The organism is Chryseobacterium sp. CG10_8 (assembly GCF_058117085.1).
The window spans coordinates 1-20,731 of sequence record NZ_JBYVEB010000060.1; the positions used below are offsets into that span (position 1 = coordinate 1).

Annotated in this window: 16 protein-coding genes; 13 read left to right on the forward strand and 3 right to left on the reverse strand. The window is 35.9% G+C overall.

Features of this window, described 5'->3' with window-relative positions; all coding sequences use genetic code 11:
* The first annotated feature begins 179 nt into the window (after window positions 1-179).
* The 5 genes from AC4AGG_RS10445 (at window position 180) to AC4AGG_RS10465 (ending at window position 8,391) form a co-directional block, all read left to right on the forward strand.
* Window positions 180-776, forward strand: coding sequence for a hypothetical protein (locus tag AC4AGG_RS10445; protein ID WP_489771941.1), 597 nt, complete (start codon window positions 180-182; stop codon window positions 774-776).
* A gap of 97 nt (window positions 777-873) precedes the next feature.
* Window positions 874-1,242: a hypothetical protein gene (locus AC4AGG_RS10450; protein ID WP_489771942.1), complete on the forward strand. Its 369-nt coding sequence runs from the start codon at window positions 874-876 to the stop codon at window positions 1,240-1,242.
* Window positions 1,243-1,334: 92 nt separating this feature from the next.
* Window positions 1,335-4,334, forward strand: a complete 3,000-nt coding sequence (locus tag AC4AGG_RS10455) for a TonB-dependent receptor domain-containing protein (RefSeq protein WP_489771943.1) — start codon at window positions 1,335-1,337, stop codon at window positions 4,332-4,334.
* 13 nt (window positions 4,335-4,347) lie between these two features.
* The gene (locus tag AC4AGG_RS10460; RefSeq protein WP_489771944.1) at window positions 4,348-6,714 is read left to right on the forward strand and encodes a multicopper oxidase domain-containing protein; all 2,367 of its coding nucleotides are present in this window, start codon (window positions 4,348-4,350) and stop codon (window positions 6,712-6,714) included.
* 132 nt (window positions 6,715-6,846) lie between these two features.
* Window positions 6,847-8,391: a zinc-dependent metalloprotease gene (locus AC4AGG_RS10465; RefSeq protein WP_489771945.1), complete on the forward strand. Its 1,545-nt coding sequence runs from the start codon at window positions 6,847-6,849 to the stop codon at window positions 8,389-8,391.
* Window positions 8,392-8,399: 8 nt separating this feature from the next.
* On the opposite strand, the gene msrB is transcribed toward AC4AGG_RS10465, so the two are convergent.
* Window positions 8,400-8,846: a peptide-methionine (R)-S-oxide reductase MsrB gene (gene msrB / locus AC4AGG_RS10470; RefSeq protein ID WP_489771946.1), complete on the reverse strand. Its 447-nt coding sequence runs from the start codon at window positions 8,844-8,846 to the stop codon at window positions 8,400-8,402.
* Window positions 8,847-8,970: 124 nt separating this feature from the next.
* Between msrB and AC4AGG_RS10475 the strand changes: the two genes are divergently transcribed.
* Window positions 8,971-10,215: a DUF445 domain-containing protein gene (locus AC4AGG_RS10475; protein WP_489771947.1), complete on the forward strand. Its 1,245-nt coding sequence runs from the start codon at window positions 8,971-8,973 to the stop codon at window positions 10,213-10,215.
* Between the two features lie 27 nt (window positions 10,216-10,242).
* Window positions 10,243-10,821, forward strand: coding sequence for a hypothetical protein (locus AC4AGG_RS10480; protein ID WP_489771948.1), 579 nt, complete (start codon window positions 10,243-10,245; stop codon window positions 10,819-10,821).
* A 14-nt stretch (window positions 10,822-10,835) separates the two neighbouring features.
* On the opposite strand, the gene AC4AGG_RS10485 is transcribed toward AC4AGG_RS10480, so the two are convergent.
* Window positions 10,836-11,858, reverse strand: coding sequence for a quinone-dependent dihydroorotate dehydrogenase (locus tag AC4AGG_RS10485; protein ID WP_489771956.1), 1,023 nt, complete (start codon window positions 11,856-11,858; stop codon window positions 10,836-10,838).
* Between the two features lie 164 nt (window positions 11,859-12,022).
* Between AC4AGG_RS10485 and AC4AGG_RS10490 the strand changes: the two genes are divergently transcribed.
* The 4 genes from AC4AGG_RS10490 (at window position 12,023) to AC4AGG_RS10505 (ending at window position 17,752) form a co-directional block, all read left to right on the forward strand.
* Entirely contained in the window at window positions 12,023-13,774 is a 1,752-nt protein-coding gene (locus AC4AGG_RS10490) for a TrkH family potassium uptake protein (RefSeq protein WP_489771949.1), read from the forward strand.
* A 14-nt stretch (window positions 13,775-13,788) separates the two neighbouring features.
* On the forward strand, window positions 13,789-14,484 hold the full coding sequence (locus AC4AGG_RS10495) for an NAD-binding protein (RefSeq protein ID WP_489771950.1): 696 nt from the start codon (window positions 13,789-13,791) through the stop codon (window positions 14,482-14,484).
* Window positions 14,485-14,584: 100 nt separating this feature from the next.
* Window positions 14,585-16,126 (forward strand): glycine--tRNA ligase, encoded by a 1,542-nt coding sequence (locus tag AC4AGG_RS10500; RefSeq protein WP_489771951.1) that lies wholly within the window; start codon window positions 14,585-14,587, stop codon window positions 16,124-16,126.
* A gap of 87 nt (window positions 16,127-16,213) precedes the next feature.
* Window positions 16,214-17,752 carry a hypothetical protein gene (locus AC4AGG_RS10505; protein ID WP_489771952.1) on the forward strand — a complete coding sequence of 513 codons (1,539 nt, stop codon included), beginning with the start codon at window positions 16,214-16,216 and terminating at the stop codon, window positions 17,750-17,752.
* Between the two features lie 19 nt (window positions 17,753-17,771).
* Here the strand turns inward: AC4AGG_RS10505 and AC4AGG_RS10510 are convergent, their stop codons facing one another.
* A complete protein-coding gene (locus tag AC4AGG_RS10510; RefSeq protein ID WP_489771953.1) occupies window positions 17,772-19,076 on the reverse strand; it encodes a M48 family metallopeptidase in 1,305 nt (434 codons plus the stop codon).
* Window positions 19,077-19,159: 83 nt separating this feature from the next.
* Here AC4AGG_RS10510 and AC4AGG_RS10515 point away from each other — a divergent pair, with 83 nt between their 5' ends.
* Together AC4AGG_RS10515 and AC4AGG_RS10520 are read left to right on the forward strand one after the other, a co-directional pair.
* Window positions 19,160-20,293 (forward strand): serine hydrolase domain-containing protein, encoded by a 1,134-nt coding sequence (locus AC4AGG_RS10515; protein WP_489771954.1) that lies wholly within the window; start codon window positions 19,160-19,162, stop codon window positions 20,291-20,293.
* Window positions 20,294-20,302: 9 nt separating this feature from the next.
* Window positions 20,303-20,731 (forward strand): DUF1801 domain-containing protein (locus AC4AGG_RS10520; RefSeq protein ID WP_489771955.1); only part of this gene is annotated, 429 nt, incomplete at its 3' end.

Genomic DNA, 20,731 nt, shown 5'->3' on the forward strand with positions numbered 1-20,731 from the left:
GAATTCTAGGTAACTTTACGGATATTCATTAAAAATAATTTGTTGGCATCCATTTTGCGTCCAATCGTAAAAATTTGAAATCGTGCTTTTCGGCTATTGTTGAAGAATTTTTCAAAAATAATCAAGCCACGCTAACGATATTATTCAAATTATTATCTTTGAGCCTTAAAGAAATAAAAATGAAAAATTATATTCATATCGGTTTAGTTTTAGGAATGGCGTTCATCGTTTCTTGCTCCAAAAGCAACGAAATAAAGCCTGATTATTTACCTTCTGATGAAACTCAGGCTCCTGCTAATGCAGCCGCTCCTACTTCACCGGCAGGAATCACTAATCCTAATTCTGCATTAACTCCTACTGTTAATCCAGCGGTTACCACTGTTAATCCACAGCAAGTAGTAGCTAATCCTTCTGCTCCTACTGCACCTGGAATGAATCCAGCGCATGGAAAACCAGGACACCGATGTGATATTCCTGTCGGCGCACCTTTGAATTCGCCTCCGCAAAAAACAGCGCAACAAACAATGCAAGTTAACCCAACAGGACAAAAGGGCATGCAGATTCAACCACAAGTTGTAGCCAACAATCAGCCAAGACCAAAAACCGCACCCGGAATGAATCCTCCTCACGGAGAAGCGGGACACCGATGTGACATTCCTGTAGGTCAGCCATTGAATTCGGCTCCAAAGGCAACTACAACAGCGACAACACCTGCACCTGCTGCAACCAATAATATTCCAGCAACAATTGCAACGCCTGTGGAAGAAAATAAATAAATTGTAAGACCTCCGCTTCCGCTTTAACAGAGGGGATCTAACAAGGACAATTGGATCAAAAAAATAGAAAATTATTTTTTTGTAACTTTGCACTATCATGAAAGAAAAATTCAGAATATTATTACTAATCATCTGTATGGGATTATTCGTTTTTCCCGTCCAGAATTTTAGTGCAAAAAATTCTGAAATGAGTTGTTGTTCTGTAGGTGACAAAAAGGATTGTTGCGATTCTTCAAAAAAAGAAAAAGACGATGCTCCATGTCATGATAACTCCGAAGACAGTGGTTGCAAAGATTGCAAATCATGTCAAACTTGTCAAACATGTATAGTTTTGGTCAACTTTGTTGGTTCGACTACAATTGAATTAGTCAAAAAAGTAGAGATTAAAACTCAAAACTACACTTATATCTCACCTGAGATCTCTGATGTTTCTGCCAAAATCTGGCAACCTCCCAAAATAGGTTAAATTAATTTGCGTAGCCCAAAGTGTATCCGCTCCAATCGAGAGCTGGTTCTTTTGGAATTTATTTAAAATTGAATTTATTTAACTTGTTTAAAATGAAAACATTACATCAATTAGTAATTATTATTACACTAAGTCTTGGAAACCTAGTTTTCGGACAAAATATATCTAAAGAGTATTTCGTAAAAGGAAATTGCGGAATGTGTGAAAGCAGAATCGAAAGCACTGCAAAAAAGATGGGTGCTACCTCTGCAGACTGGGACGCTGACACACAAATGCTAAAAGTAGAATTCGATTCTTCTAAAACTTCAGCGGAAAAAATTCTAAAACAAATAGCAGAAGTAGGTCACGACAATGAAATGTTCAAGACTACAGAAAAAGTATATGACGCTCTTCCGGGATGTTGTCATTATGATAGAGAAACACCCATTCCAACAACTGCTGCAACAAGTACATCAGCGAATAGCAAAACAGACTTCTATGTAAAAGGAGCTTGCGGAATGTGCAAAACTCGTATCGAATCCACTGCAAAAAAAGCTGGAGCTAATTCTGCAGTATGGGATGAAGATACCCAACTTTTAAAGCTTAATTTTGATTCGTCTAAAACTTCAGCAGAAAAAATTCTGAAGCAAATTGCTGATGTTGGCCATGATAATGAGATGTTCAAAACCACTCAAGAAGTGTATGATGCGCTTCCTGGATGTTGCCATTATGACAGAGAAGCAGCTATCCCCACTGCTTCAACACCAACTGCACAAAATTCTTTTTTAGTTAAAGGAAATTGTGGAGAATGTAAAGAAAGAATCGAAACTACTGCGAAAGCCAATGGTGCTACAAGCGCAGTCTGGGATATGAATACTCAAACTCTAAAGATGGAGTTTGATGCTAACACAACTTCAGCTGATGCGATTTTGAAAAAAATCGCTGACGCTGGACATGATAACGAAAAATTCAAAACTTCAAAACAAACTTATGACGCACTACCTGGTTGTTGCAAATACGACCGAGAAAGTGCGTTTCCCAGGCACGACCAAACACTAAAATTAGAAGATGGTCATGTTGCCGTTCCTAATGTTTTGATTGGAATGGACGAAGCGACAATGCCAGAAACCGACCACAAAAATCACGTTGAAACTACTCAAAAAACAGCAAAAATTGAAGGAGTTAATATTGTTAAAACCAAAGATCCTACTTCACTCTCAAGAAAGGAAGTTGGGCTAACATTTAATATCGATGAAAAGGAACTTTTAAAGGCGGCTTGTTGTAACCTTTCCGAAAGTTTTGAAACCAACGCCACGGTTGATGTTTCGTATAGCAATGCGGTTACAGGAACCAAACAATTGAAAATGTTAGGTTTGGACCAAAAATACACTGCACTAACGAAGGAATTACTACCAGAAATTAGAGGACTTTCTTCTGCTTATGGTCTTAATTTCATTCCAGGAAGATGGATTGGAGGAATCCAGTTAACCAAGGGAGGAAGTACTGTTGTTAATGGTTACGAAAGTATCACAGGGCAAATCAATACAGAATTGGTTAAGGCTAAAAAAGAACCAGAAACAACCCTTAATATTTTCTTAGACAGCAACGCGAGAACAGAAGCTAATGTTACCGCAACCTCTAATCTTACAGACCATTGGTCTCAGAGTATTTTGTTACACGGAAATGCGACTTTAGCAAAATCGGATTACAACGATGATGGCTTTCTTGATCAACCAACAGGAAACCAAATCAATGTATCTTATTTATTGAATTACAACGATTTATCAAACTCTGGATTAGGGACACATTTTGGAATTCAGTTTTTGAAAGACCAAAGAGATGCGGGTCAAATGGATTTTGACAGACAGTTAGACCAATCCAAACAATCAGCATATGGGGTTGGGATTGACATATCAAGATTTCAAATTTGGAATAAGACTGGATATGTTTTCAAAGGAAAACCTTACCAAAGTATCGGTTGGATGAACCAATTCACGTATCATCAACAAGATAGTTTCTTTGGATTTAGAAACTATTTCGGAAAACAAACAAGCTATTATTCTAATTTGATTTTCGAAAGTATCATTGGAAATACCAACCACAAATACAAAACGGGAGCAAGTTTTCTATATGATAATTATGATGAAGATTATTTAACTCAAAATTATAAAAGAACTGAAACCGTTCCTGGTTTGTTTTTTGAATATACTCATACTGGTGAGAAATATGTTTTGGTTGCAGGTGTAAGAACCGATTTTCACAATTTAGCTGGGACTCAATTTACGCCACGTTTGAACTTCAAATATGATATTGCCCCTAAAACAATTTTAAGACTTTCTGCAGGGAAAGGTTTCAGAACAGCTAATATTTTCGCAGAAAACCAAGCCTACTTCGCATCAAACAGAACCATTGAAATTGTAAATGGCGGAGGAGACATCTATGGTCTTAAACCTGAAATAGCTTGGAATTATGGTATAAGTTTGCAACAAGAGTTCAAATTATTTAACAGAAAAGCAACTTGGGTAACAGACTTCTTCAGAACCGATTTTCAAGACCAAGTCTTAGTTGATTTAGATTCTTCGCCGCAAAAGCTAATTTTTTATAACTTAGACGGAAAATCTTTTGCCAACTCTTTACAGACCCAATTGGATTTTACACCAGTTAAAAATTTAGACTTGCGTTTGGCGTATAAATATTACGATGTACAAGCGGATTATGCAGAGGGAAGAAGAGAAGTGCCTTTTATGGCCAAAAACAGAGGATTTTTTAATGCAGCTTATAACACCAATAAGAATGAAAAAGAAGGGTTTTGGAGCTTTGATACCACACTTCAGTTTGTTGGAAAACAAAGAATCCCAGACACCTCTTCTAACCCAGTGGCATATCAATTACCGACTAAGTCCGATTCTTATATGACATGGAACGCACAAGTTGCGAAGAACTTTAACAAAAATATCCGTGTTTACGCGGGTGGAGAGAATTTGTTGAGTTACATGCAAGAAAATCCAATAGTGGATGCACAAAATCCTTTCGGAAATTATTTTGATGGAGGGATGGTGTACGCTCCCATCATGCCTGCAAACTTTTATGTAGGATTAGATGTGAAATTCTAAAAAAAACTAAACCATGAAAAACAAGATTCTAAATTTAGCAGTCTTGTTATTAGGAATTATTTCTGCTTTTGCCCAAACTAAAGCGGAGCTAAATCCTGAAAAGCTACCTGTAAGAGAATACCATCTTACAATTAATCAAAAAGAAATGAACGTTACTGGGAAAACCGTTGAAGCAATAGCTATCAACGGTTCTATTCCCGGACCAGTACTCAATTTTACTGAAGGTGAATTTGCCATAATTCATGTAAAAAATGAAATGAAAGTCGAAACTTCTGTCCATTGGCATGGGTTATTACTGCCCAATTTTCAAGACGGAGTTCCTTATCTCACCACCCCTCCCATTAAACCTGGAGAAACTCTTACTTATCGCTTCCCGATTCGCCAAGCTGGTACTTATTGGTACCATTCGCATACCATGTTGCAGGAGCAATCTGGTGTTTATGGTTCTATTGTGATTCAGCCAAAAACCAAAAAATTGGATTATGATAAGGATTTAGTATTGGTCTTTTCGGACTGGACCAATGAAGACCCAATGAAAGTTTTAAAAAATTTGAAACGAGGAAACGATTGGTATTCTATTAAAAAAGGGACTTCCGTTCCGCTTTCAAAAGCGATAGGAAATGGAGCATTGGGTTCTCAACTTAATTTTTGGAAACAGAGGATGGAAGGTGCGGATATCGCCGATGTCTATTATGCCGCTTTCTTGACCAACGGACAAATTAAGGCGGAATACCCCGATTTGAAACCCGGAGAAAAAGTAAGAGTCAGAATGATAAATGCCTCGGCTTCCACCTATTTTTGGTTGGGATTCGGAGGAATGGAGAAACCAACACTTATCGCTTCAGACGGTGTTGATGTAGAACCTGTAAAGAAAGACCGTCTCTTATTTGCCATTGCTGAGACTTATGATTTTATAGTAGAAATTCCAGCTTCAGGTAAAATTGAAATTAAAGCTACCGCTCAGGATGGCTCTGGAAGTACTTCCGCTTTTTTAGGAAATGGTAAAATGTTGATGGCTCCAGTTTTTGAGCGTCCTGACCAAATTGAAATGATGGAGTCTATGGCTAAAATGAATATGAAAATGGGCGCACCATCCACAATTTCTAATCCTAAAAATGAGAATCCCGAAAAGATGATGATGAAGTATGGCATGAAAATGAACCATGATAAAATGAGTGACGAGTCTATGAAACAGGACGGAATGAAAATGGATCATTCGGACATGGATTCCAAAGAAATGGAACAACCAGCCGAAGACCACTCCATGCATAATATGTCTATGAACCAGCATAGCAACATGGAAAAGGGCGAAAGCATGGACATGAGTAAAATGAATTCAGAAACGTTCAATTATGATGAGCGTAAGAAATATTTTAATTATAATTTTTTGAAGTCAGAAACGCCAACTAATTATAATAAGGAGATCCCAGTGAAAGAAATTCTATTAAATCTTACTGGAAACATGAATCGATATACATGGAGTTTGAATGGCATCCCACTTTCGGAGCCCGATAAAATAAAAATTAAAGGGAATGAAGTTACTCGAATTACCCTTAATAATTTGACCATGATGCACCATCCAATGCACCTCCATGTACACTTTTTCAGGGTTCTAAATGACAACGGAACGTATTCTCCTTTGAAACATACCGTGAATATTGCACCAATGCAAAAAGTAACTATAGAGTTTTATGGTGACCAAGATGGTTATGCTACAGGAGATTGGTTTTTCCATTGTCACATTCTATATCATATGATGGGCGGGATGGCTCGTGTATTTGGATATGATACACCAAGAGACAAAAGATTAGATGGATTCCCAGAAAAGAATATAATTAAAGAAACCAATAAGTACTTTACATGGGGAACGGCAGAGGTTACCTCTTCTTATTCTTCTTTGGATTGGACGGTAAGCAATATCCGAAACGAGTTCAATGTCAATGGTGATATTGGTTACAATGAGAATTTTGAAACCGAAGTCACGTATAATCGTTACATCAATGATTTTGTTAGAGTCTATGGAGGTGTAAACTTTGAAAATGAAAACCCAGATTCTTTTAATAAAATTGAAACAACCGCTATTGCTGGCGTTAAATATTTCACGCCTTATATGTTCTTTTTGGATATTCGTTTGGACAGTCAATTAAGACCACAGATTGGCTTGGATAGAGATTTTTTAATTTTCCCAAGAACGGTCTTTTTCGGTGAAGTCGAATATCAGATGGATTTTGGTGCTGTTAACGATTTGAAAGGTGAAAATTTTGCTGATGAATGGCGATGGAGTACAGGTTTGAAATATTTCTTATCTCGTGATTTTTCTTTAACCGGAGGCTATCATAATATCTATGGCTGGAATGCTGGATTGAGTTTCAGATTTTAGTAAAAAACAAAAAAAAGAACTGATTGCGGTTAGCGATTGAAACAAGGTAAAACCCTAAACCTCTTTAAATCAATCAACAATCATAATCAGTTCATTTAATTTAAAAATAATATCTTCACAAAAATTATTTTTATGAAGTCAGGCCTTCCGATTTTTCTGCTCTTAATTTCAAATTTGATATTCTCACAAACCCAAGTATTTAGTCATCCGATAAATCAAAACAGTCTTAGTCCTCACCAGAAACTTCATGAGGAACATGCAAAAGATTATGTATCGACCATATACTTTCAGCAATCTTACTTTCCATTGCAAGGAGATTTGGAAATTGTGTTACCTGAAAATCGAAAAATAACGGCTCATTTTTATAAGAAATTTACCTATCCAACGAGAGCGAGTTCATTTGTTTACAAAATAGAAAACGAACCTCAATCAGAACTTGTTTTTTCCGAATACGACCACGTAATTACAGGTATGTACACCAATATCGCAGGTGAAAAAATATTTTTTACACAAACTTCGGAAAGCACTTTTGCTGTTTCAGTACTGGATCAAGGGAAACTCAATAGTCAGGATATTTTGAATGATTCTATTGTTGACATGGCAACCAACTCTATCAATTCTATTCTAACCAATGCTGATATCTGTTCGGAAACCAGTGTCTGCACTTCAAATGCTATTGTCGATGTTATGGTACTCTTCACAACCGATGCAAAGACACAATGGGGAGGGCTTGCTCAAAGTAACACCAATTGTGCAACGGCAATTACCAATTTCAATAATGCATTGAGCTCCTCCGGGGTGACTAATTTAACTATCAATCTTGTTTATTCTGGAGAGATCCAATATATAGAATCCGGTGATATTAGTTCAGACCTTTCCAGATTGAGAAGCCAAACGGATGGATTTATGGACGAAGCTCATACCTTGCGAGACACCTATGGAGCAGATTTGGTAGCGCTAGTAACCGCAACTCCAACCAACACTTGTGGACTTGGTTACCTCAACTCTAATCCAACCAATTACAGTTCCACTAATGCCTTCACTGTTACGATTCGTGGTTGTGTTGTGGGCAACTACTCTTTAGCTCATGAAATGGGTCATAACATGGGTTTCAACCATGATTGGTATGTAAGTACAAATACTAATCCTTGTACACATCACCACGGATACATCAATCAAGCAGCTATTACGTTGGGAACCGCAAGTGCTTCTAACCAAAAATGGAGAACAATTATGGCTTATAATGACCAATGTTCTGACGCTGGGATAAGTTGCACAAGAATTAATCGCTGGTCTAATCCTGACCTATTAAGAAATGGAGATCCAATGGGTATTCCTTTGACTGATGCACAAACCTCTAATGAAGCTTATGGTTTTGCAAGAGTTGGGTGCGTTGTTGAACAATTTAGAACTGCATCTGCTTTGGGAACCAACGAAACCCCAAAGATCCAAAATGAAATCACCATCTATCCCAACCCAGCAAAGGACATACTTCATATCAGCACAGACAAAAAAGATAATTATCGATTCGAAATCCTAAGCATGCTTGGACAAAAAGTGATCAATACTCAAGAAAACAACATCCCTATTCGACATCTTGCAAAAGGAGTTTATTACTTGGTGATTTACGGTGCCGACAAATCCTATATTGAAACCAAAAAATTCATTAAAGAATAAGAAAAGTCCTACTTTTCTGAGTCTCCAACAAATTCCAAACTTACCGAATTCATGCAATAACGGGCTCCTGTCGGAGGTGGTCCATCATTGAAAACATGTCCCAAATGCGAGTCACATCGTTTGCAGACTACTTCAATTCTTTCCATTCCATGAGACGAATCTCTCTTGTAATTAACGCCTTGTTTGTCCGCTTCGAAGAAACTTGGCCAACCACAAGTTGAAGAAAACTTGGAATCGGAACGGAAAAGATGATTACCACACACCGCACAATAATATTCTCCAAGTTCATCAAAATCGTTATACTTTCCCGTAAAGGGTCTTTCGGTATTAGCTTCTCGAGCTATTGCGTACAATTCTGGAGAAAGAATTTTCTTCCATTCCTCATTAGAGACATTCAATTTTGCTCTATCTGTTCTAGAATAGTACGGATTGCTTTTTGATTCTTTATTTTCCATAGTTTCGGTCTTTAGTTGTGTTTGAGTCTGCGAACATGCCTGCAAAAAGAAGAGGCTCAATAAAAATAATAAAAACTTTGACATCTCGTGATTTGATTTGCGTAAAAGTATTAAATTTGAGTAAATGAATGACCAAGAAAAAAAACGCCAACTTCGTAAGTACAAACTTTTTGCGACGGGACTATTTGTTCTGATGGCAGTTACGTTTGTAGTAACCACCATTATGCAAAAAAACTATCAGTCTCATTGGCTAGGTTATATCAGAGCTTTTTCTGAAGCTGCCATGGTTGGAGCTTTGGCTGATTGGTTCGCAGTTACGGCATTATTTCATCATCCTTTGGGCCTTAAAATTCCGCACACCAACCTCATTCAGAACAAGAAAGAGCAAATTGGAGATAATCTTGGAAGTTTCGTTGTTCAGAATTTCCTTTCTCCTCAAAATATTCGACCTTATATACTAAAAATTAAAGTTTCTCATTTTGTAGGCGACTGGCTCTCCAAGCAGAATAACCAACAGACATTAGTTGACGAAACCTCTTCCATCATTCTAAACATTATTAACAAACTAGATGACGGAGCGGTCGTCAATTTCATTTCGGTGAAAGCTAGAGAAATGACCGACGATTTAAAAATTAATGCAATAGCTGGCAATGTCTTAGAATATTTGGTTGAAAATGGACAACACCAAAAATTAATTACTGGTCTATCTTCTGAAATCAAGAAGTATGTCAATAACAATCAAGAAATGGTTAGAGACCGGGTGAAAAAGGAAAGTTTTGCTTTGATCCCGAAATTTGTTGACGATAAAATTGCTGATAAAATCACCAGCGGACTACTCAAGTACTTTACCGAAATAGAAAACAACCCCAATCACCCGATAAGAAAAGAAATTACCAGTAAAATAATGCTTTTCTCTGACGAAATCCGAACAGAAGAAAAATGGGAACAAGAATTTAGGAATATTAAAAATTCCTTCCTTAACGAGGAACAATTGAGAAAATTTTCAACCGACATCTGGAGCTCCATCAAAAGAACACTTTCTCAGGAACTTTCTCAAGACAATTCATCTTTGAAGAAGTATATTTTCAAAAACCTTAACGAACTTTCTCAAAACCTTCAAACCGATGAAAAATTACAGTACAAAATTGACCATTGGATTAGAGTTACTGCGTACAAATATATTCTGAAAAATACCCATCAATTCGGTGAACTGATTTCTTCTACAGTTGGCAATTGGGAAGGAAAAGAACTCTCCAACAAACTCGAATTAGAAGTCGGTAAAGACCTACAGTTTATCCGACTCAACGGAACTTTAGTAGGAGGATTAGTAGGATTGGTAATTTATACGATTGCTCAATTTTTTCTATAAACTTTTCCGAAAGCACATCACTAAGCCATGAAGAAATTATTCTTGTTGTTATTCTCTTTATTCTTAACATTTTTTCTTTCACAAAAAGTACAGTTAAAAAAAGTAATAGATTCTTCTCATGTTTTTAAAGGCGAAATTTCAGGAAATCCAATCACTTTACATTTGGATTTCGATGGAGTAGTTGATTGCCACCAATATCAACATTTTGTAAAAGGATGGTATTATTATGACAAATACAAAACAAAAATTCCGTTAGTGGGAATCTACGATTTAACAAATCTATATCTTTATAATTTTGAAAACCAACAAGATAAAGGTTGTGAATTTTTGCACAAAGAAATCACAAATCTTCAAAAAGTTGCAAAAAAGGATAGTATTGCAATGTTAATGAATCCGAAAGAGAGATTAATTTTTGAACGCAATTATTCAGACAAAAAATCGATGGTGGGAAATCTTTATTTGGGAAACAAGAGTCTTACTGCAAAGTTATTTACTAAAGATCCAAGAATCTATCGTTATAATAACTATATTGAAAAAACATTAGATACGCCTTCTTATACTTTAACTATTGATGTAAAAAACGCTACAGTTACAAAATCGCAATAACAAAAAACAGAAGTTTATTTTTTACCTAAAATTCTCTGATTAATATCTCGAATCAACTGAGGTCCTTCGTAAATAAATCCAGTGTATAACTGAACGAGGCTTGCGCCGGCGTTAAATTTTTCCATGGCATCGTCCGCAGAATGAATTCCGCCAACACCAATAATCGGAAAAGAACGATTGGATTTTTCGGATAAATATCGAATAACTTCTGTACTTCTATCTTTTACAGGCTTTCCGCTAAGACCACCGTTTCCTATGGCTTCAAGAGTTTCTTTAGATGTTTTAAGACCTTCCCTATTAACGGATGTGTTACAGGCAACAACTCCATCAATCTTAGTTTCTGCAACCAGTTGAACGATTTCATCCAATTGAATTTTGTTCAAATCAGGAGCAATTTTTAGTAAAACAGGTTTAGGTTTCGTTTGTTGACTATTGATTTTCTGAATTTCGGTAATGAGTTCTTTCAAATAATCTGCATCTTCTAATTTCGCGTGACTGCTTACATTAGGACAACTTACATTCAGTACGAAATAATCAACGTAAGGATGTAGTCCTTTGAAGCATTCTACATAATCTTCAGTATAGTTTTCTGGAGAAGTATTGGTGTTTTTTCCGATGTTTCCTCCAATGATGATTTTGCCTTTATTCTTTTTGAGTTGTGCAATTGCAGCTTCTAAACCTTCATTGTTAAAACCCATTCGGTTAATAATGCCACCATCTTCTATCAGTCTAAACAATCTTTTCTTTGGATTTCCAGCTTGTGCTTTGGGTGTTACCGTCCCAATTTCTACAAATCCAAATCCTAAATCTCCCAATTCATTATAAAGCACCGCATTTTTGTCAAATCCAGCAGCAAGTCCAACAGGATTTTTGAATTTCAAACCAAAAACCTCGCGCTCCAATCTTTTGTCTTCAATAGGTTTTGGCAGAAAAAGTTTGGTAAGCCCTCCAAAATTTTTGAGCATATCGAAAGTAAAATGGTGGACTTTTTCTGGGTCGAATTTAAAAAGCAGTGGACGAATAATAGATTTGTACATGAAGGGTAGAAATAATATTGCAAAATTACGGAAATTATTAGTCTTGTTAAAATCTCTTATTTCAATCATTTTCATCTACTCTGCTTGGCTTTGCTATTTTTTTTTTACTTTCGTAAAGTCATTCAATACAAAAAAGTATTTGACGAAAATTTGATTTTGATGTTATGTGGAATAACAAACTGAACCTTTTTTCCTTTTACACCAGTTTGGTGGCATTGGGAATTATGATTTTTGAAGCTGGATTTTACAAAGAACTTTTGTACAGAACTCAAATAATCTACTTCTACGACCTCAGTTTTATACTCACTCTTTTCAATATTTTTTACTACAATCTTTACAAAAAAAATGATTCTATCCGTAAAATAAGATGGTTAGAAATCACGGTAACAATAATGATATTGTTATACTACTGCGCAAGGATAGAGTTCAGTTTTTTTGACACACGATACTTCAGATTTTTCAATCAACGACTGCTATATCTGCTTATTATTCTGTGCTTTATAAGAGATTTTTCGAGTTTGAAAATTGACTTCAAAAGGACATTTATTAATCCCGCACAACTCTTTATTCTGAGTTTTGTATCCATCATTTTAATAGGTGCCGCCTTATTAATGATGCCCAATGCAACTACCAACGGAATTTCACCTTTGGATGCATTATTTACCTCAACAAGTGCGGTATGTGTAACTGGACTTGCGGTGATTGATACTGCTAAAGATTTCACTCTTTTTGGTAAAATCATCATTATGGGACTCATCCAAGTTGGCGGTTTAGGAATCATGACATTTGCAAGTTATTTTAGTTATTTTTTCAGGGGAAGCGCGTCATATGAAAACCAAATTACGCTTGGCGAAATGACAAGTTCGGATAAGTTGGGAGATGTTTTCAATACTTTAAAAAGAATCTTAATCATTACCGTAACCGTCGAATTATTGGGAGCAATGTTTATCTATGCTTCGCTTGATCTCAGCTTGCTCAATAATTCTGTAAACAAGGGAATTTTCTTTTCGGTTTTTCACTCTATTTCTTCCTTTTGTAATGCCGGATTTTCTACTTTGAGCGGAAGTCTTAACGAGCCTGGATATCAATATAACTATGCACTTCATTTAATCATTGCTAGCTTATTTATTTTTGGAGGAATGGGATTCCCAATCGTTTATAATGTTTACAAATACGTTAGGCATACCATCAAAGTAACCTTTTTACGAATCGTTACAGGAGAAAAAATTCACTCTGCTCCTTGGGTTGTCAACATTAATTCGAGAATCATCCTTATAACATCATTTTTTTTACTCTTTTTTGGAACTGTAATGGTTTATATTTTCGAACATGATGGCGCATTAAAAAGGTATAGTTTATTTGGTTCTTGGGTAGAAGCATTCTTTATTTCAGCGACTAATAGAACTGCAGGATTTAACACAGTGGATATGGCAACACTATCTGCTCCAACCTTGATGATTTCTATTTTACTCATGTGGATTGGAGCTTCTCCAGCTTCAACGGGAGGTGGTATCAAGACGAGCACATTTGCTATTGCTGCTCTCAATATCCTCAGTCTTGCGAAAGGAAAACAAAGAACAGAAATCTTTAGGAGAGAAATTGGAGATTTAACACTTAGAAGAGCATTTGCTATTATTGCACTATCTCTTATCGTTGTAGGAGTTGCAGTTTTCGCGCTTATCATTGTAGAACCCGAAAAAGACCTTATGAGTCTCGCCTTCGAAACTTTTTCTGCTTATTCAACGGTAGGACTTAGCGTCAATATTACTCCTACCCTTTCTGTCGCAGGTAAAACCATTATCATTCTCGTCATGTTTATCGGTAGGGTAAGTATGTTTTCGTTACTGATTGCGGTGATGAAACGAGAAAAATATTTCAATTACCGTTATCCAAAAGAAGAAATCTTAATCAACTAATTAATCAAAATATCATGAAATATATTGTCATCGGACTTGGAAACTTCGGACTTTCATTGGCAGAAAAATTGACCAAAATGGGTAATGAGGTCATTGGAGTAGACAGCAGCCTAAGCAAAGTGGAAGCAGTAAAAGAAAAAATCTCGCACGCCATTTGTCTTGATGCCACGGACGAATATACGATGGGTGGATTACCCTTCAAAGACACCGATATTGTTATAGTTGCCATTGGTGAAGACAAAGGAGCTAACATAATGGCAACCGCAATGGTAAAAAAACTTCATCCTCATGGCATCATCAGTCGAGCCATCGATCCGCTTCATGAGACGATTTTGGAAGCGATGGAAGTCCATACCATTGTGCATCCTGAAGAAGAAACTGCCGAAAGGTGGGCAAAAAAGCTTTCACTCAAAGGAATGGTAGAATCCTTCGAATTAAGTGGAAGATACAGTATTGTCGAAATCGCCCTGCCTGAAAGATGTATTGGTAAAACAATTGAACAAATTGGCTTCCGAAGAAATTATAATTTGGTTTTCTTAACGGTCATCAAAAAAGTAGCAGAAAAAAATATTTTTGGTAAAGCAAAACGCGTTAACGAGGTTCAAGGGGTGCTTAATTACGAAGCAGTTTTAGAGAAGGGAGATCTGCTCGTTTTGTATGGTGAAAACGAGGATATCAAGAAATTCATCAAAGCTGAGAATTTTGGATAAAATCAGAATATAACTTTTACCGCTAAACAATCAAACTGCGTCAAATTTGGCGCAGTTTTTCATTATTTTTTTCCCTACTTTTGCAAAAATTAAAACAACTATGGCGAAACAAGAAGATATTTTCAAAAAGGTAGTATCTCATGCTAAAGAATATGGGTTCATTTTTCCAAGTTCAGAAATCTACGACGGTCTTTCTGCTGTGTATGACTATGGACAAAACGGAGCCGAACTCAAAAATAATATCAAAAACTATTGGTGGAAGGCAATGGTACAACTCAACGAAAATATCGTTGGCTTGGACTCTGCAATTTTGATGCATCCAACAACTTGGAAGGCTTCTGGTCACGTAGATGCATTTAACGACCCTTTGATCGACAACAAAGACTCTAAAAAAAGATTTCGTGCAGATGTATTGATTGAAGATTACTGTGCAAAATTAGAAGATAAAGCTCAAAAAGAAATTGAAAAGGCAGCGAAGAGATTTGGCGAAGCGTTCGACAAAGAGCAATTCGAAAGCACCAATCCTCGTGTTATCGAATACAGAGAAAAGCAAAAAGCGATTCTTTCCAGAATGGCAAAATCTTTAGAAAATGAAGATTTAGCTGATGTTAAAGCATTAATCGAAGAGTTAGAAATTGCTGACCCAGACACAGGTTCTAAAAACTGGACAGATGTGAGACAGTTCAACTTGATGTTCGGGACCAAATTGGGAGCATCTGCAGAAAATGCAACTGACTTATACTTAAGACCAGAAACAGCTCAAGGGATTTTTGTTAACTTTCTAAACGTTCAAAAAACTTCTCGTCACAAATTACCTTTTGGGATTGCTCAAATTGGTAAAGCTTTTAGAAATGAAATTGTTGCAAGACAATTTATCTTCAGAATGCGTGAATTCGAGCAAATGGAAATGCAATTCTTCGTTCCGCCAGGAACTGAATTGGAGTTCTACGAAAACTGGAAGCAAAAACGTCTGAATTGGCATTTGGCTCTTGGTCTTGGTCAAGAGAATTACAAATTCCACGACCACGAAAAATTAGCTCATTACGCTAACGCAGCAGCTGATATTGAATTTAAATTCCCATTTGGTTTCAAAGAATTGGAAGGAATTCACTCCAGAACAGATTTCGATTTAGGTGCTCATGAAAAATTTTCAGGAAGAAAATTACAATATTTTGACCCAGAAAGAAACGAAAACTACGTTCCATATGTTGTAGAAACTTCGATTGGTTTGGACAGAATGTTCTTGGCGTTAATGTCTCACTGCTTGAAGGATGAAGTTTTAGAAGATGGTTCAGAAAGAACAGTACTTTCTCTTCCTCCTGCTTTAGCTCCTGTAAAAGCCGCAATTTTACCATTGGTGAAGAAAGATGGTTTGCCAGAATTAGCAGAAAAGATCTTTAACGACCTCAAATATGATTTCAATATTATTTTTGAAGAAAAGGACAGTATTGGTAAACGTTACAGAAGACAAGACGCCATTGGTACACCTTTCTGTATAACTGTGGACCACGATTCAATCAACGATTTCACGGTAACCCTTAGAGAAAGAGATACGATGAAGCAAGAAAGAGTTCCAATGGAGAACTTGAGAAACATCATCGACGAAAAAGTTAGTTTTAGACGATTACTCGAAAAACTTTAGAAAGATAAAATTACGATTCCCAAGAAAATTTCTTGGGAATTTTTTTATTTCAAAAAAGAAGTTAAATTTGAGAAAAACATTTTCTATATGAAAAAACTCGCCTTCCTTTTATCTATCGCTATTTCTCAAATCTCTATCAATGCACAAACTCAAGATTTAGCCAAATTGGCATCTGGAGAATACCTCGGCTTTAATGCAGTCTTCGATCCCAATGACAATCTTTTTGGATATGTTGCACTATATAATTATGGTAAAGTCGATGACAAAACAAAAAAATTCGAATATGTGATTCTCGATAAGAATCTTAATCCTGTTGCCAATAAGGAATTCCAAGGTGAAAAAATAGCAGCGAGTTATATTGGATACATGGATTTTACAAAAAAAATCATCCTTCAACCTTCCCAGTTAGACGTTAACCCTTTTAATTATTTGAAGGCAGAACAACCTCGTTCAAAAGAAATTGACTTAACTAACAATACTGTCAAGGACAAAGATTATTTTGAGTATAAAAATGGAAAATTTATCCGAGTAGACAAGGCTAAGACCTATCGAGACAGCTATAAGGAAAATAGAGAAGAAAAGAAAGCTTTGGGGTATAACTACCGCTCTTATGTTTTCGAAATCAAAGAAGGCGGTTACATCGCGGTGGAGTTTGACGATTATGGCAAATACATTAACAACAATAGCGTTATTAAATTTGACAAAGACCAAAAAGAACTTTGGAGATACCGATACAATACAAGTGGGGATAAGAAAGTCAACGAGTCTCTCACCATGTTGGAAAAGGACGAAAACTATATCTATTTTCTACTCCAGAAAAACGACAAAAAACAAAAAGATTTCCAGTTGGTTGTTATTGACATGAAAAATGGCAAACAAGTTCATCAAAAACCAATTACAGGACTTGGGCAAGAGACTTTGGATAATATCACCTCTTTCAGATCCTATGATTCTGGTAATTTATCTAACGATAAAACTTTTGATGACAAATTGGTATTTGTCGGTCGTGATATTAGCGATGACAATAAGTATATTGGATTTGCAAGAATGATAATAGATCGAAAAACATTTGACGTACAAACCAATACAATTTCTTATGAAAATCTCAAATCTCGAATACCAAAATTAGACAAAAACGGAGGTGTTGAAGATGGATATTACCTCGACCCACGTGATTTATTCATTCTAAAAGATGGAAGCGTTGGAATTCTTTTAGAAAAGTACAAAGTGTCATCCAGTCAATATTACACAAAAACCAAAACAACGGATTTGGTCTATATATTCTCAGATAAAAATTTTGCAGTCAGTGGTGTTTCAATTTTTGATAAAGCAAAGTCCAAATGGGGAGCAAGCGATTATCTTTTTTCTCAATATCTCAACGAAGGTAATGATGTAGTCTTTTTCTATCGTGATTACCAGAAAGATGATGCAACCAAAGAAAAAAATTGGAATCTTTATATTAATACTTTAATTGATGGCAAATTCAAACAAGAGATGATCCCAATTTCAGCGAAAGATGACTTCTCGGTTTACCCATACGTTGGCAAAGAAGGATATATCTTATTAAGAGAATTTAATGCAAAAGAAAAATTCAATAAAGTACGATTAGAAAGATTGAATTACTAAATAAAAAAGTTCCTGTTTCTCAGGAACTTTTTTGCTCATAATATTCTGCAATCTTCTGGATATCTTCCATGCTGAGATTCCACATGAAATTGAGAAATTGCTGATAGCTTTCGCTTTGGTTTTTTGGATCTACTAGATCAAGATATCGATTAAGATTATAATTTTTTCGAGCTTCATATATCTTACCGAATAACTTTCCTAACCAATTTTTGTAATAGACCTCCTCTTCTGCATCTTGCAAAAACTGAAGCGAAGCATAAACTCCCAAACCATAATCCTCAGACTGATAGAGGTTGGGAACAATCTCCATTTTTGCTATTCTTTTCATTTTAGCAAAAGCAGAATTGCCATCAGGTTTTACGATTTCGACCTCAGACCTGAGTTCTGGGAAATATTTCTGCAACAAAGCTATTCTCTGAACAATTTCTGGATGAGAAGCTATTGAGTCCTTATCTAATTTTTCCTTATAAAAAGAGTACTGATATTGAGAAAAATCCTCCATCTTCAGCCATTTTTCTTTGAACGGCGCGCCTGGTAAATCAAAGAATTTTCTATACGTTTCTTTCACCACAACACTCGACGAAATCGTATCATATGTCTCTAGACTCTTCAAAGCTCCAACAAAAGCCACTCGATTATAACTCGTATTTCTAAACAAAGCATAACCTAATGAATCTGCTTCTTGCTCGTGTCTTCTTCTTTCAACACTCCCTTTGTACAAAGTATTCTTCAAGAGATTGAACGCATTAGCTTTGACGTTAAGTTTCTGTGATTTCAATTGTTTGATTTGAGACTCATTTTCCTTATTGAGAATTAATACTTTCTTTTGCCAAGCCAATGTATGTTCTTTCATTTTATGAGCAATTTCGTGCCCTATAACCGCTGCAACTTGATCTTCGTTATCTAACCAGTTAAAAAGTCCCATGTTGATTACTAAAGTACCATCTCCAACACACCAAGCATTAGGCACATTATCTTTTGAAACTAATATTGCAAGATCCTTGGGAATAGAAGAGTTACTTTTCTCTAGTTTATCCAAAATCGACTGAACATATTGCTGTATATCTTTCTGAAAAGTAAAATCTCTATTCTTTATCTGATCTACTAGTTCTTTCTGATATTCGTTATAAGTATTGACAATTTCACGACTTGAAGATGAGCCTAATCTTGATTTTAAAACACCGACATAAGACTCACTTCTTCCTTTATTTTTTAATATAAATTCTTTCCTTGATACATAATCAGCAGTATCTATCGGTTGATAAGCTTGACTAAAAAATAATAAAGGCAATAGACACAAAAAAAAACCAAGTCTTCTTTTCATACTATTTATTTAATTTCATTATTGTGATTCATGATATGATTAGTCCAAGATAAATATTAAATTTGAAAATAAATTTAATATTCGTGAAAAAGTTTTTTAAAATTCTTGCGATAATAATTGCTGGACTTATAGTATTGGCTTATACGTTTGATTACGATTATCTTTTTAAGGGTATCGCAAAAACATACCTTAGAGGAGAGACTAGTGCTACTATTGATGATGGAACTTTGTTTCCTAGCAATCCTATTATGACAGGAAAACCAAAGCCTTGGATTAAAGATAGCCTGTACAATAAGAAAAAACTTCCGGCATCTGTTGTCAAGGGTTTAACCGACACCGAGACTGCTTCCCTTCTTGTTGTAAAAAACGGAAAATTGATTCATGAAGAATACTGGGGCGAATTTTCTGAAAAAACCAAAACCAATTCCTTTTCCATGGCAAAGGGCTTTAATGTAATGTTACTAGGAAAAGCTATTCAAGAAGAAAAGATAAAAAGTCTTGACGAGAAATTTTCGGTCTTTTATGAAAACTATGCTAATACGGAGTACGGAAAGTTTCTAACACTTCGAGATCTTGCAAGCATGCAATCTGGGCTTAACTGGAACGAAAAATATAAAAATCCTTTTTCTCCCAATGCTAAAGCTTATTATGGCAACTCGCTGGCGGAAGCCGTCTTTTTGAAAGGATTTAAAAATAAACCCGCAACAAAATTTGAGTACCAAAGTGGTACGTCGCAATTATTAGGATTTGCCATCAGAAAAGCCGTCAATGAACCTTTGGCTAACTATATGTCCAAAAGTTTTTGGATTCCTTTGGGGATGGAAAGCGGAGCTTTTTGGAACACCGATGAAAACAAAATGGAAAAAACCTTCTGTTGTGTTAATGCAATCCCAAGAGATTTTGCTAAAATAGGACAATTCATGCTTAACAGAGGAAAAGTTGATTCATTGCAGATGTTGAATGAAAAATTTATTGACGAGATGATCACCCCAACTCAACTCTCGGGTGGAATATACGGAATGGGCGTGTGGACCGACTATGATAACCCTATCAAATATTACTTCTTTCGAGGTTTATTGGGACAATACATCATTGTGATTCCTGAAAAAAATATGGTCATTGTCAGAACAGGAAATGACACCAAGCAAGTTGAAAAGAGTCGAGGACGACCTGCGCTTGTTTTGCAACTTGTTAATGAATTATCCAATTACTTTTAATATCCAGTTATGTCGAAACGAGATTCCAAAGTTGATGCATATATTGAAAAATCTCAACCCTTTGCTCAACCTATCATCGAATACATCCGAGAAGTTGTTCACGAATATTGTCCAGATACCGAAGAGGCGATTAAGTGGGGATTTCCACATTTTACTTATCAAGGAAAAAATCTATGTTCCGTTGCTGCATTTAAGCAACACTGTTCTTTTGGGTTCTGGCTGGAAAGTCAAATGAAAACCATGAAAAATCTCACCAAAGACATCGAAAAAAATTCGATGTTCACTCTGGGAAAAATCACAAAAATTGAAGATCTACCTTCTAAATCTCAGCTTAAGAAATGTATCCAAGAAGCCATGGAGCTTACCGAAATGGGAGTAGTTATAAAACGAAACGTTTCTGAGCAAAAAGAATTAGAAGTTCCGGAGGCATTTCAAAAA

Bases quoted from the DNA above. Each gene is read 5' to 3' on its own strand.
- AC4AGG_RS10445 (WP_489771941.1), top strand. From the start codon at position 180: ATGAAAAATTATATTCATATCGGTTTAGTTTTAGGAATGGCGTTCATC.
- AC4AGG_RS10450 (WP_489771942.1), top strand. From the start codon at position 874: ATGAAAGAAAAATTCAGAATATTATTACTAATCATCTGTATGGGATTA.
- AC4AGG_RS10455 (WP_489771943.1), top strand. From the start codon at position 1,335: ATGAAAACATTACATCAATTAGTAATTATTATTACACTAAGTCTTGGA.
- AC4AGG_RS10460 (WP_489771944.1), top strand. From the start codon at position 4,348: ATGAAAAACAAGATTCTAAATTTAGCAGTCTTGTTATTAGGAATTATT.
- AC4AGG_RS10465 (WP_489771945.1), top strand. From the start codon at position 6,847: ATGAAGTCAGGCCTTCCGATTTTTCTGCTCTTAATTTCAAATTTGATA.
- msrB (WP_489771946.1), bottom strand. From the start codon at position 8,846: ATGGAAAATAAAGAATCAAAAAGCAATCCGTACTATTCTAGAACAGAT.
- AC4AGG_RS10475 (WP_489771947.1), top strand. From the start codon at position 8,971: ATGAATGACCAAGAAAAAAAACGCCAACTTCGTAAGTACAAACTTTTT.
- AC4AGG_RS10480 (WP_489771948.1), top strand. From the start codon at position 10,243: ATGAAGAAATTATTCTTGTTGTTATTCTCTTTATTCTTAACATTTTTT.
- AC4AGG_RS10485 (WP_489771956.1), bottom strand. From the start codon at position 11,858: ATGTACAAATCTATTATTCGTCCACTGCTTTTTAAATTCGACCCAGAA.
- AC4AGG_RS10490 (WP_489771949.1), top strand. From the start codon at position 12,023: ATGTGGAATAACAAACTGAACCTTTTTTCCTTTTACACCAGTTTGGTG.
- AC4AGG_RS10495 (WP_489771950.1), top strand. From the start codon at position 13,789: ATGAAATATATTGTCATCGGACTTGGAAACTTCGGACTTTCATTGGCA.
- AC4AGG_RS10500 (WP_489771951.1), top strand. From the start codon at position 14,585: ATGGCGAAACAAGAAGATATTTTCAAAAAGGTAGTATCTCATGCTAAA.
- AC4AGG_RS10505 (WP_489771952.1), top strand. From the start codon at position 16,214: ATGAAAAAACTCGCCTTCCTTTTATCTATCGCTATTTCTCAAATCTCT.
- AC4AGG_RS10510 (WP_489771953.1), bottom strand. From the start codon at position 19,076: ATGAAAAGAAGACTTGGTTTTTTTTTGTGTCTATTGCCTTTATTATTT.